The organism is Amycolatopsis sp. lyj-90 (genome assembly GCF_046549035.1).
GTDB lineage: Bacteria > Actinomycetota > Actinomycetes > Mycobacteriales > Pseudonocardiaceae > Amycolatopsis.
The window spans coordinates 295689-308283 of the sequence record NZ_JAJPWP010000010.1 but is presented as its reverse complement, the minus strand read 5'-3'; the positions used below and the strand labels follow the sequence as shown (position 1 = coordinate 308283).

At 68.3% G+C, this 12595-nt stretch carries 10 protein-coding genes; 2 read left to right on the top strand and 8 right to left on the bottom strand.

What is annotated here, in order from left to right; translation table 11 throughout:
- Nucleotides 1-111: 111 nt before the first annotated feature.
- A complete protein-coding gene (locus ACLJPX_RS34550; protein ID WP_101612314.1) occupies nt 112-1359 on the top strand; it encodes a primosomal protein in 1248 nt (415 codons plus the stop codon).
- 20 nt (nt 1360-1379) lie between these two features.
- Here ACLJPX_RS34550 and ACLJPX_RS34545 read toward each other — a convergent pair whose 3' ends face one another.
- Complete coding sequence (locus tag ACLJPX_RS34545; protein ID WP_410604551.1) at nt 1380-2588, bottom strand: MFS transporter; 1209 nt, start codon at nt 2586-2588, stop codon at nt 1380-1382.
- Between the two features lie 88 nt (nt 2589-2676).
- Nucleotides 2677-3777 carry an adenosine deaminase gene (locus ACLJPX_RS34540; protein ID WP_410604550.1) on the bottom strand — a complete coding sequence of 367 codons (1101 nt, stop codon included), beginning with the start codon at nt 3775-3777 and terminating at the stop codon, nt 2677-2679.
- 210 nt (nt 3778-3987) lie between these two features.
- On the opposite strand from ACLJPX_RS34540, the gene ACLJPX_RS34535 reads away from it, so the two are divergent.
- Nucleotides 3988-5076: a PA containing protein gene (locus ACLJPX_RS34535; protein WP_410604549.1), complete on the top strand. Its 1089-nt coding sequence runs from the start codon at nt 3988-3990 to the stop codon at nt 5074-5076.
- Between the two features lie 598 nt (nt 5077-5674).
- Here ACLJPX_RS34535 and ACLJPX_RS34530 read toward each other — a convergent pair.
- From ACLJPX_RS34530 to ACLJPX_RS34505, 6 genes are all read right to left on the bottom strand, one after another.
- Nucleotides 5675-6958, bottom strand: coding sequence for a thymidine phosphorylase (locus ACLJPX_RS34530; RefSeq protein WP_410604548.1), 1284 nt, complete (start codon nt 6956-6958; stop codon nt 5675-5677).
- Nucleotides 6955-7344 (bottom strand): cytidine deaminase, encoded by a 390-nt coding sequence (locus tag ACLJPX_RS34525; RefSeq protein ID WP_410604547.1) that lies wholly within the window; start codon nt 7342-7344, stop codon nt 6955-6957. The genes ACLJPX_RS34530 and ACLJPX_RS34525 overlap by 4 nt, the downstream gene beginning before the upstream one ends.
- Before the next feature lies 1 nt (nt 7345).
- Nucleotides 7346-8620: an ABC transporter permease gene (locus ACLJPX_RS34520; protein ID WP_168214495.1), complete on the bottom strand. Its 1275-nt coding sequence runs from the start codon at nt 8618-8620 to the stop codon at nt 7346-7348.
- A complete protein-coding gene (locus ACLJPX_RS34515; protein ID WP_410604546.1) occupies nt 8617-9705 on the bottom strand; it encodes an ABC transporter permease in 1089 nt (362 codons plus the stop codon). The genes ACLJPX_RS34520 and ACLJPX_RS34515 overlap by 4 nt, the downstream gene beginning before the upstream one ends.
- Nucleotides 9702-11282: an ABC transporter ATP-binding protein gene (locus ACLJPX_RS34510; RefSeq protein ID WP_410604545.1), complete on the bottom strand. Its 1581-nt coding sequence runs from the start codon at nt 11280-11282 to the stop codon at nt 9702-9704. Before ACLJPX_RS34510 ends, ACLJPX_RS34515 begins: the two co-directional genes overlap by 4 nt.
- Nucleotides 11283-11363: 81 nt before the next feature.
- The gene (locus ACLJPX_RS34505; RefSeq protein ID WP_101612307.1) at nt 11364-12500 is read right to left on the bottom strand and encodes a BMP family protein; all 1137 of its coding nucleotides are present in this window, start codon (nt 12498-12500) and stop codon (nt 11364-11366) included.
- Between the last annotated feature and the right edge of the window lie 95 nt (nt 12501-12595).

Below are 12595 nucleotides of genomic sequence, written 5' to 3'. Positions count from 1 at the left end.
GGTGATCGCGCCCATCGGTGGAAACCCGTAGGCTTCGCGGTACCGCGCACCCACCGGGCATGACATCATCCGGCCGCGCGCACACAGGCGGTAATCCGAGAGGGCTAAGGAATGGCACAGGACATCATCCCGATCGAACTCGGCCTGCCACAGGGTGACGTCGTCACTCTCTGGGCGCCGCGCTGGCGGGAAGACGGCGAGGAGTGGGAAGCCTTCCTCGGCGACGAGGAAGACCTGTACGCCTTCCCCGACGCCGCGCATCTCGCCGCGTTCGTGCGGACTTCGGAGCAGCACGACCTGCTCGACCACCCCGCGTGGGAGGTCGTACCGGCGCTGAACGTCCCCGAGCTGATCCCGGACGACGACCACACCTACGACCTGGTGGGCGTCCCCGAGCTCGTCGCCGAGAAGCCGGACCAGTGGACGCTGGGCGAGCTGGCCGAGATCATCGGCATCGTGCGTTCGCTCGCGGACGTGTGCGAGCTCGAAGACGTCCACGAGGTCCTGGACGCGCACGAGAGCTTCTCGCTGCTGGATCAGGGCACGCTGCCCTTCTCCGGCCGCGACGGCGAGCGCCTCTGGGCCGACCTCTCGCAGGCCGTCTCCGAGAAGTGGGACATCGTGCTCGACGCGATCGACGGTCTCGTGACCGCGCCCGACGTCGACGAGAAGCTGCTGGAGCAGACGGCGGAGGAGCTCGCGACCTTCCTCGCGGAGTCCGCCGAAGCCGAGGCCGCCGCCGCTGACGACGAGGACCTCGAAGACGTCGACGCGGACGACGACGAGGAAGACGACGAGCCCGTCGGCTTCTGGGGCGAGGTCGGCATCGACCCGATCAAGATCATCACCTCCGGCGCCGAGTACTACACCCTGCGCTGCTACCTCGACGACAAGCCGATCTTCCTCGGCAGCGAAGGCGAGATCGACGTCTTCTCCTCCGAGAAGGCCCTGATCCGCGCGATCGCGGACGGCAAGGAGCTGGCGGACAACGATCTCGCCCAAGTGTCCACTTGGGACGAGGTGACCACGAAGGCCACCGCGGGCGAGCTCGAGATCGAGGTCGACACCGAGAACACCTACGTGCTGACCGGGATCGCCGACGACATCGCCGAAGGGCCCGAGTCGATCGACCCGACCCAGCTGGAGCTGGCCGTCGAGCTGATCACCGACGCCGCCGAGTGGGCCGAGGACGACAGCGTCGAAACCGCGCTGGCCGCCAACGAAAGCCTGGGCTGGCTGGTGTCGTTCGTGCTGCGGCCGGACCCCACTCGCCTCGAGCCGAGTGCCCCGTTCGACGCCGAGCAGTCCGAGTGGCGCAAGCTCGTCGAGACCTTCGAGAACCGCCTCACCGTCGTCTGATCCACCCGTGAAAGGGCCCCTCAGGTTCGTCCTGAGGGGCTCTTTTCGTCTTTGACGGGCACCAGCGCGATGGCCAGGACGGGAAAGACCGCGGCCACGCAGAAGGCCAGCGCGTACCGCGAATCGCCGATCACGAGACCCAGCATCGGCGGGGTCAGGGCGGCGGCGATGTTCTGGCCGGTGTTCTGCGTGCCCATCGCCCGCCCTGCCCAGGCGAGCCCGGCCATCTCCGCCGACGCGGTGAAGCCGAGTCCGTTGTCGGACACGGTGATCACCGCGGCCAGGACGAGCGCGAGCAGCACCAGCCACGGCCAGGTCGCGTCCCCGACGGCGACGAGGAGCATGACCGCGGCGCTCGCGATCGCGAGTTGCCTCATCGGCCGCAACCGGCTGCCGACGCGGTCGGACCAGCGGCCCGAAACGAGCCTGCCCAGCGCGCCGAGGATCTGGACGGCCCCGACGAACCAGCCCGCCGACGCGGCCGTCCAGTGATGCATGGTCACCAGGTACACCGGCGTGAACGCGGAGACCGTGAACTGCGGGACGACGAGCAACGCGCTCGCACCGTGGACCCGCCACAACGCCGGCTTCCGGTACGGCGACGGCGGCTTCTCCCCCGTGCCCGCCCCGGTCTCCGGACGCGGCGGGTCGACCAGCAGCCAGGCGACGAGCAGCGCGACGACGATCGCGGCCAGCGCGGGCAGCATGAGCGAGACCTGGAAACCCCAGCGGTCCGCGAGCGGCGGGAGGCCGAACGCGGCGACGCCCACCCCGAGCGGCTGGGCCATCTGGCGGATGCCCATCGCGAAGCCCCGTTCGGCCGGGCCGAACCAGCCGAGGACGGCCCGGCCGCTCGCGGCGTTCACTGACGCGGTGCTCGCACCGGCGAGCAGGAACACCCCAAAGAGGATCCCGAGCGAGTGGTCACCGGCGGCCGCGTACACGAGGAGTAACCCCGAGACCCCCAGTCCGAGGGCCATTACCAAACGCTCTCCGTAACGGTCCGCGGCCGCACCCCACAGGATCAAGGTGAACAACAGGCCAAGACTCGGCGCCGCGACCACCGTTCCCGCTTCGGCGAGGCTGAGACCCTCCGCACGCTGCATGGACGGCACCAGGAACGGGATCCCGTAGAGGAACGAACAGCTCGCGGTCTGCGCGGCGAGGCCGAGCGCGAGGATGAGCCAGCGTCGTTTTCCGCCGATCCCCACGTCCACGACCTGCGCCATCGTCGCCACCGTTCCACTATTTGGGAAAGTCCTCCTATATAGTGAAATATAGTTGGCTATGCTAACGAACGCAACCGCCCCTCGGACGTCAGCGCAGCGCGGCGTACCCGGGCTTGATGACCGTGTTGATGATGTCGAGCCGCTGGTCGAAATCGAGGAACGCGGATTTCATCGCATTGATGGTGAACCACTCGAGATCGGCCAGCCCGAAGCCGAAGGCCTCGGCCAGCGCGGCGAATTCGCTGGTCATCGAGCAGCCGCTCATCAGCCGGTTGTCGGTGTTGACGGTGACCCGGAAGCGCAGCCGGGCGAGCAGGCCGATGGGATGCTCGCCGAGCGAGCGCGCCGCTCCCGTCTGGACATTGGACGTGGGGCAGATCTCCAGCGGGATCCGGCGGTCGCGGACGTAGGCGGCCAACCGTCCCAAATGGACCGTGCCGTCACTGTCGGTCTTGATGTCGTCGACGATGCGCACACCGTGGCCGAGCCGCTCCGCGCCGCAATGCTGAATCGCCTCCCAAATGGACGCGAGCCCGAACGCCTCCCCGGCATGAATGGTGAAATGCGCATTATTCGTGCGCAGAAACTCGAATGCGTCGAGATTTCTGGTAGGCGGAAATCCGTCTTCCGGTCCGGCGATGTCGAACCCGACGACGCCGGCGTCGCGGTAGCGGACGGCGAGACCGGCGATCTCGAGCGCGCGGGCGTGCTGGCGCATCGCGCAGAGCAACGTCCCGACCCGGATCCGGCCACCCGCGGCCGCCACTCTCCGTTCACCTTCCGCGAACCCAGCCTGAACAGCCTCGACCACCGCATCGAGTGACAGCCCGCGTTCGACGAAGAGTTCGGGGGCATAGCGCACCTCGGCGTAGACGACCCCGTCGGCGGCGAGGTCTTCGACCGCTTCGGCGGCCACTCTGACCAGCGCTTCCTCGGTCTGCATCACGCCGCAGGTATGCGCGAACGTCTCAAGGTACGAGACGAGAGAGCCGGAATCAGCGGCGTCGCGGAACCATCGGCCGAGGTCGACGGGATCGCTGGTGGGCAAGGCGGTGTACCCGGTCAGGTCGGCGAGTTCGGCGACCGTCGCGGGACGCAAGCCGCCGTCCAGGTGGTCGTGCAGGAGGACCTTGGGAGCGCGGGTCAGTACCGCCTCCGGGATGCGGGAACTGGTGCTTTCAGAGGACATACGTAACGGTAACCAGGCTGTCATTCCCCTACATGGAGGTAACTCTCCGGCTCCGGTTAACCCTCAGCTTTGTCGATCACGGGCTGAATCGGCCATCAGGGGCAGAGCTCGGCATTGTCCGATACCCGGGGGCCATACGCACAGCAATTTCGCAATGGATAAGCTTCACGTCACGTCCCTCCCATTTCCCCGCCCACGAAGGACACCGCAGTGACCACTGACAACCACATTGCAGCCCCGTCCTTCGACCGGATGCGCAACATGCTGGTGCGCGCGGCCGAAGTGCGTGAGAGCGAACAGCAGCAGATCTTCGACGCGCTCGACGACATCTACGCACGTCTGGCGCCGGTCGACTCCCTCGGCGCGGTCCGCAAGCGCCTCTCGGAGATGCCCGACCGCACCGAGACCAGCGTGCTCGCCGAGCGCCTCGACGAGACCATGTCGCGGCTCGAAGCGCAGGACACCGCGATCGCCGCGCTGACCCGCGCCGTCGAAAGCATCGTCGACAAGCTCGCCAAGCCCTTCGCCCAGCTCGACGGCCGCCTCGACGGCATGGCCGCGAAGTTCGAAGGCGTCGCCGGCCGGATGGACGGGCTCGAAGACAAGCTCCAGAACATCCACCGTCGTCTCGACGAGCTCGGCTCGCACCTGGACAAGCAGGACGTGAAGACCGACTCGCTACCCCAGTCGGTGATCGGGCCGGTGCGCGAGCGCGTCGAGCAGGCCGAGTCGGTCCTGCGCGACCGCGTCGACACCGTCGACCGCGAGCTGCGCACCCGCGTCGAGAACCTCGACAAGGCCACCAAGGAAAGCCTCACCGCGAACACCGAGGCGCTGAAGACCGCGCTGACCGAGACCGGCGAGATGATCGACGCCTCGGAGCGCCTCGACGGCCTCGGCGACCGCCTCGAGAAGGTCACCTCGCGGCTCGACGACCTGGCCGAGCGGCTCGACAAGGTCGAGGACGGCTTCACCGGGCGCCTCGGCGACCTCGACGGCTCGATCCGCAGCGGTCTGTCGAAGGTCGAGAGCACGCTGCAGAAGCAGCCGGACACCGACTCGGTCGACACCCTGGTGCGCAAGAGCAACGACGAGTCCGTGCGCCGCATCGGCGGCCAGCTGGACGAAGCCATGGCGACCTTCGCGGAGCTGATGCTCGGCGGTGGCCCGGCCGTGCAGCAGATCTCCCCGCCGCCGCCCGCCCCGCGTCAGCCGCGCCGCAGCTCGCGCAACGGCCGGGCGCCCAAGGCGGCCGACGCCAAGGCCAAGGCCGACGGCACCGACGAGACTTCCGACTGACGTCTCGCTCCTCCCGCGTTCAGTCCTCTAGTTGCGGTCGTTCGTACTACGCACTTCCGCAGCCAGAGGACGAGACGCGACTCTCCCCCTTAGCGCCTGAAGGCCCCCTTCCCCCGGCTCAGCCGCGGGAAGGGGGCCTTCACGCTTCCCGCCCCTTCCGTCCACCTGCGTTTAGCCCCCTAATCGCGATCCGGTGCCCTAGCCCGGCACGTCGCCTTTAGCGGGCTAAACGCGATCCGCGCGGGGGTGCCACGGCACCGCGCTGGGATGCCTCAAAGATGGCCTTCGGGAAGCGGCATTGGGCCCGGTCCAAGTACGTGAAGGCCCCCTTCCTTGCGCTAGACGCAAGGAAGGGGGCCTTCACGTACTTCCCCCACACGCGTCGCCTTTAGCGGGCTAAACGCGATCCGCGCGGGGGGTGGGCGCTCCGCGCCCGCTATCGCCTCGCGATCAGTGCCCCCAATGCCACATTGGAGACGCTCAGCGTCTCCAATGTGGCATTGGGGGCGTCCGCCGGTCGCTCAGCACCCGCCGCAAGTAGTCCTCTAGTTGCGGTAGTGCGTAATACCAACTACCGCAACTAGAGGACGAAACGCGGTCAGGAGGGGCGCACGGTCTCCAGGACGAGCGGAGCGGAGGCCGGGGCCTCGGAGCTGACCGCGTAGGCGTCTGTGAGCGCAGCGAGAGCCGAAGGAACCGCATCAGGCGTATCCGTGTGCAGCTCCAGCAGCGGCTGCCCGGCCGCCACCTCGTCGCCCGGCTTCGCCAGGCACAGGACGCCCGCCGCGGCCTGCACCGGATCCTCCTTGCGCGCCCGCCCGGCCCCGAGCCGCCAAGCGGCGACCCCGACCGAATAGGCGTCCAGGGAAGACAAGACACCATCCGCGGGCGCCTCCACGACATGGACGTGCTTGGGCCGCGGCAAGGCTGCCTCCGGATCCCCGCCCTGAGCGGCGATCATCCGGCACCAGGTCTCGTACGCCCGCCCGGACGCGAGCACCGCGGCCGGGTCCACATCGGACAGACCCGCCAGCGCCAGCATCTCCCTGGCCAAAGCCACCGTCAGCTCGACGACGTCGGCCGGGCCACCGCCGCGCAGGACCTCGACCGACTCCGCGACCTCGATCGCGTTGCCGACGGCGTATCCCAACGGCACGTTCATGTCCGTGATCAGCGCCGTCGTCGCGACGCCGTGCGCGGTCCCGATCTCCACCAGCGTCCGCGCGAGTTCACGGGCCTGCGGCAGCGTCTTCATGAACGCGCCCGACCCGGTTTTCACGTCGAGCACGAGACCGGCCGAGCCTTCCGCGATCTTCTTGCTCATGATCGAGCTCGCGATCAGCGGGATCGACTCCACCGTCGAAGTCACGTCCCGCAGCGCGTACAGCTTCTTGTCCGCGGGAGCCAGCCCGGACGTCGCCGCGCAGACCACCGCGCCGACCTCGTCCAGCTGCCGGATGATCTCCGACGTCGACAAAGCGGCACGCCAGCCCGGAATCGACTCCAGTTTGTCCAGCGTCCCGCCGGTGTGCCCGAGCCCGCGCCCGGACAGCTGCGGCACGGCCGCCCCGCACGCCGCCACGAGCGGCGCCAGCGGAAGCGTGATCTTGTCGCCGACACCGCCCGTCGAATGCTTGTCGATCGTCGGACGGCTGACCTTCAGGTCCAGCCGCTCCCCCGACTCGATCATCGCCCCCGTCCAGCGCGCGATCTCGCCCGAGTCCATCCCCCGCAGGAAGATGGCCATCGCGAGCGCGGCCATCTGCTCCTCGGCGATGTCCCCGCGCGTGTACGCGTCGATGGTCCAGTCGATCTGCTCGTCGGAGAGCCGTCCGCCGTCCCGCTTGGCGCGGATGACGTCGACGGCGGCGAACGCGCTCATGGCAGATCGTCCGGGCCGAAAGCGTCCGGCAGCACCGACGACATCGGCAGGATGCCGCTCGGGGTGTCCACCAGGCAGTCCGCGCCGCCGTGCTCGAACAGGATCTGACGGCAGCGTCCGCACGGCATCAGCAGATCGCCTTCGCCGCTGCGGCACGCGACGGCGACGAGCTTGCCGCCGCCGGTCAGCCGCAGCTGCCCCGCCATCGTGCATTCCGCGCACATTCCCAAGCCGTACGAAGCGTTTTCGACGTTGCAGCCGACGACGATCCGGCCGTCGTCCACCACACCCGCGACACCGACGTGCAGACCCGAGTAGGGCGCGTACGCCGACTTCGCCGCCTCGACGGCTTGAGCCCGCAGGGCTTCCCAGTCGTACTCCGCCATGTCAGTCCTCACCTCGCCGGTACAGTGCGCCGTCCGCCTTGGGCGGCCGTAGCCGCTGCGAAGCGACGGCCAGCACGATCAGCGTCACGAAGTGCGCGGTGTACGGGATGAGGTCGCCCGACAGGTCGTCGTTGGTCCAGTAGATCGCGTACAGCAGACCGGCGCCGGCGACACCGAGCGCGGAAGCGATCCACTGACGGCGGAACAACTGCACGACCACGATCACGGCGAGCAGGATCACCGCGCCGTACAGCAGCGCGAGCACCGCGGTCCCGCCACCGGAAAGCTGGAGCCCGTCCGCGTAACCGAACAGCGCCGCGCCGCCGAGCAGGCCACCCGGCCGCCAGTTGCCGAAGATCATCGCCGCGAGACCGATGTAACCGCGGTTGTTGGTCTGGTTCTCCAGGTAGTCCGCCCCGCCGGCGAGCAGCACGAGCGACGCACCACCCATCCCCGCGAGCCCGCCGGAGATGATCATGGCGACGTACTTGTGCGCGTACACGTTGACGCCGAGGGACTCGGCCGCCACCGGGTTCTCACCGCACGACCGCAGCCGCAGGCCGAACCGCGTCCGCCACAGCACGAGGTAGCTGATCGGGACGAGCGCGATCGCGATCATCGTCAGCGGCGCCACCTCGGTGATCAGGCCGTTGACGACCCCGGCGAGGTCGGACAGGAAGACACGCTGCATCTTCTCCAGGTCCGAAAGCCAGTCCGAGAGGAACGTCGCCGAGTAGGTGTCGAACTTCGGGACCGGCGGCGACTGGCGCGGGTTCCCCGAAAGCGGGGTGAACACCAGGTTCGCGAGGTACTTCGCGACGCCGAGACCGAGCAGGTTGATCGCCACACCGGAGACGATGTGGTTGACGTTGAAGGTCACCGTCGCGACGGCGTGCAGCAGGCCGCCGAGCGCGCCGAACACGATCGCCGCGACCAGACCCCACCAGACACCGCCGTAGTACGCGCCCCAAGCGGCACCCCAGGTGCCGAGGATCATCATGCCTTCGAGGCCGATGTTGATCACGCCCGCGCGTTCGGCCCAGAGGCCGCCGAGCGCGCACAGCAGGATCGGCAACGCCAGCCGCAGCGCGGTGTGCGCGGTGTTGGTCGAGGTCAGCGTGTTGACGCCGGTGGCGTACGAAGCGGCCGAAAGCACGCCGATCGCGAGCAGGCCCCAGATGGCGCCCTTGGCCCAGCCGGGAAGACGGCGCTTCTGCCGTTTCACCGGCATGGTGGTCCCGCCCGAGTTGGGCGAAAGAACGTCCGCGGTGGTCACACCGCACCTCCCTCGGACACGCTGGAACCCTTACCCGCCAGCGCGCGACCGACGCGTCGCTGTTCGGCGGCCAGGTCCGCGCGGCGCACGATCTCGTACGCGATGACGACCGACAGCACGATCACGCCCTGCATGATCACTGCGATCTCTTTGGACACGTTGATCTGCTCCAGCGAAACGGCGGACCGGTCGAGGAACGCCCACAGCAGGGCGCCCAGCGCGATCCCCGCCGGGTGGTTGCGCCCGAGCAGGGCAACCGCGATGCCGGTGAAGCCGTACATCTGGGTCGAGGTGATGCCGTAGGTGAAGTCGCGGCCGAGCAGTTCCGGCATCGCGATCAGACCGGCGACACCGCCGGAAAGCAGCATCGCGATCAGCGTCATCTTCTTGGCGTTCACGCCGCCCGCGGCGGCCGCCGTCGTCGATTCGCCGGAGGCCTTCAGCTCGAAACCGAAGCGGGTCCGGTTGAGCATGAACCAGTAGGCGGCGCCGATCAGGATCGCGATGAACACGAACCCGAACAGCTCACCGGAGCCGATCGGGATACCCGGGATCCGGCCGGTTTCGGCGATCTCGCGGGTGGCGATGTTGTTGCCGGTCTGCACGCCGAACTGGTCGGCGTTGACCAGGAACGCCACGATGCCACCGACGATCGCGTTCAGCATGATCGTCGAGATGACCTCGGAAACACCGCGGGTCACCTTCAGCACGGCCGGGATGGCCGCGTAGAGCATGCCGCTGGCCACCGCGACGACGAGGATCGCCAGCACGTGGATCACCGGCGGCAGCTTCAGCGCTCCGCCGATGATGGCGGTGACGATGGCGGCGAACCGGTACTGGCCCTCGACACCGATGTTGAAGAGGTTCATCTGGAAGCCGATGGCCACCGCGAGACCGGACAGGTAGTACACGGTCGCGAGGTTGATCGTGTCGATCGCCGTCGAGCCCTTGAACAGCTGGCCGATCATGGTGCCGTATGCCTCGAGCGGATTCGCGCCCGAGATGATCAGCGCGATCGCGGTCAGGATGACGGCGAAAACGATCGCGAGCAGAGGCGGCAGCAGCCTCGTACGCCAGGAACTCACGACACACCTTCTTCATCGGAATCTTCGGAAGCCCCGGTCATCGCGGAGCCCAGTTGCTGCGGCGTCACGGTCGCGGGGTCGGCCTCGCCGACCAGCCGCCCGCGGAGCATGACCTGGATGGTGTCGGACAGCCCGATCAGCTCGTCGAGGTCGGCCGACACCAGCAGCACGGCCAGCCCGGCCGCGCGCGCCTGGCGGATCTGTTCCCAGATCAGCGCCTGCGCGCCGACGTCGACACCGCGCGTCGGATGCGAAGCGATCAGCAGCACCGGGTTCCCGGAGAGCTCGCGGCCGACGATCAGCTTCTGCTGGTTGCCACCCGAAAGCGCGGCGGCCGGGACGTCGATGCCCGGCGTGCGGACGTCGTACTGCTCGACGATGCGGCTGGTGTCCTGGCGTGCGCCGAGGATGTCGAGAAGCTGGCCTTTCGCGACCGGCTTCCGGGTCTGGTAGCCGAGGATCCGGTTGACCCACAACGGCTGGGTGAGCAGGAGGCTGTGCCGCGTGCGGTCTTCGGCGATGTAGCCGATGCCTGCCTCGCGGCGGGCGAGCGTCCCCAGTTTGTGCAGTTCGACGGCCTTGCCGTCGGTGTCGACGAGTTCGATCCGGCCGCCGCCCTTGCGCATGCCCATGATCGTTTCGACGAGTTCGGTCTGGCCGTTGCCTTCGACACCGGCGATGCCGAGCACCTCACCCGCGTGCACGGTGAAGGAGATGTGGTCGAGCACGTTCCGCTCGGAACCCTCGACGCTCAGGCAGACGTCGTCCAGGCGCAGCACGGGCCGGTCGGTCACGGTGGACTCGCGGGTCTCCGGGCTGGGCAGTTCCGAACCGACCATCATCTCGGCCAGCTGACGCGAGGTGATCGCCTTCGGATCGGCCGTGCCGACGGTGGTGCCGCGGCGGATCACGGTGACCGTGTCGGCGATCGCGCGCACCTCGTCGAGCTTGTGCGAGATGAAAAGGAAGGTGAAACCCTCCGCCTGCATGCCGCGGACCGTCTCGAACAGCGCGTCGACCTCCTGCGGCACGAGCACCGCCGTCGGCTCGTCGAGGATGATGATCCGCGCGCCGCGGTAGAGCACCTTCACGATCTCCACGCGCTGGCGATCGGCGACGCCGAGTTCTTCGAGCAGCGTGTCCGGGCGGACGTGCAGGCCGACCTGCTCGGCCAGCTTCCCTAGCTTCGCCTTGGCCGCGCGGCCGATGCCGTGCAGGCCCTCGGCGCCGAGGAAGACGTTCTCCCCGACGGTCAGGTTGTCGGCCAGCATGAAGTGCTGGTGGACCATCCCGATACCGGCTCGCATGGCGTCCTGCGGGTTGCGCAGTTTCACCGGTGAACCGTTGATCGCGATGCTGCCCTCGTCCGGCTGCTGCATGCCGTAGAGGATCTTCATCAGGGTGGACTTGCCGGCGCCGTTCTCGCCGCAGACGGCGTGCACCTCGCCCTTGGCGACGGTGAGGTTGACGTCGGAGTTGGCCACCACACCCGGGAATCGTTTGGTGATCCCGGTCAGCTGCACGGCCGGTTCACCCCGGTCGGGGGCGTCGGTGACCTCGGCCTGGGGAGCGCTCATGAAAAGCCATCCAGTTCTGGGAGACAAAACAGGTGGGGGCTCGGAAGGGTTACCCTCCCGAGCCCCGCTGTCTGGTGGAGCTTACTTCTGCGGCTTGTCCGAGACGGTGATCGCCCCGGAGACGATCTGCGCCTTGTAGCCGTCGAGCACGTCCTTGATGTCGTCGATCTTGCCGCCGGAGGTGGCGTAGCCGACGCCGTCGACCTTGAGGTCGAAGCGCTTCGGCAGCGACGTCAGGTCACCCTTGGCCAGCGCGCGCAGGTAGTCGAACACCGCCACGTCGACACGCTTGAGCATCGAGGTGATGATGACGTCCTTCGACGCCTCGACCGTCTTCTGGTTGAACTGGTCGGAGTCGACGCCGATGGCGAGCGCGTTGTTGGTCTTCGCGGCCTCGAAAACGCCCTTACCGGAGGCTCCGGCGGCGTGGTAGACCACGTCCGCGCCCTTGGCGATCTGCGCGGCGGCCTTGACGTTGCCCTTCGCCGGGTCCTGGAACCCGGAGAAGTCGCCGGCCGGGGTGAGGTACTCGTCCTCGATGACGGCCTTGGACGAAGCGGCCTTCACGCCCTGCAGGAAGCCGGCCTCGAACTTCTGGATCAGCGGCGTGTTCACGCCACCGACGAAGCCGACGTGGCACTTCTTCGACTTGTAGACGGCGGCGACACCGGCCAGGAACGAGCCCTGCTCCTCGGCGAAGACCAGCGGGGTGACGTTCGGGGCCTTGACGGAGTCGTCGTCGACGATCGCGAACTGGGTGTTCGGGTACTTCGGCGCGATGGCGCCGACGGCCTTGGCGTAGGCGAAGCCGACCGCGATGATCGGGCTGAACCCCTGGGTGGCGAGCTGGTCGAGACGCTGCGACTTGGCGGCCTCGTCTTCGGATGTCGCCGCGGTGCTCTCACTGACCGCGGTCACGCCGAGTTCGGCCTTGGCCTTGTCGGTGCCGGCGGCGGCGGAGTCGTTGAACGACGCGTCGCCACGACCGCCGACGTCGAAGGCCAGCGCGACCTTGAGCTTGCTGCCGTCGACCTTCTCACCGCTCTGGGTGCTGCTCGAGGCGGCGGCCGCGGCGGGCGGCTTCGGCGCGGTCACGCAGCTGGCGGACTGGTCCCCCGTGCTCGCGTTGTTGTTGTTCCCCGCTCCGGAATCCTTCGCGCACCCGGTCAGTGCGAGTGCACCGGCCATGGTGACGGCGGCCAGCGCGGTTCCACGCATGCGACGCAACGTGTGTCTCCCTCCCCGCTGATCCAGCGGATGGTCCGAAGAAACGACCCGGCGACACTGCCGGGTTCGACCGAGAGACGGTACCT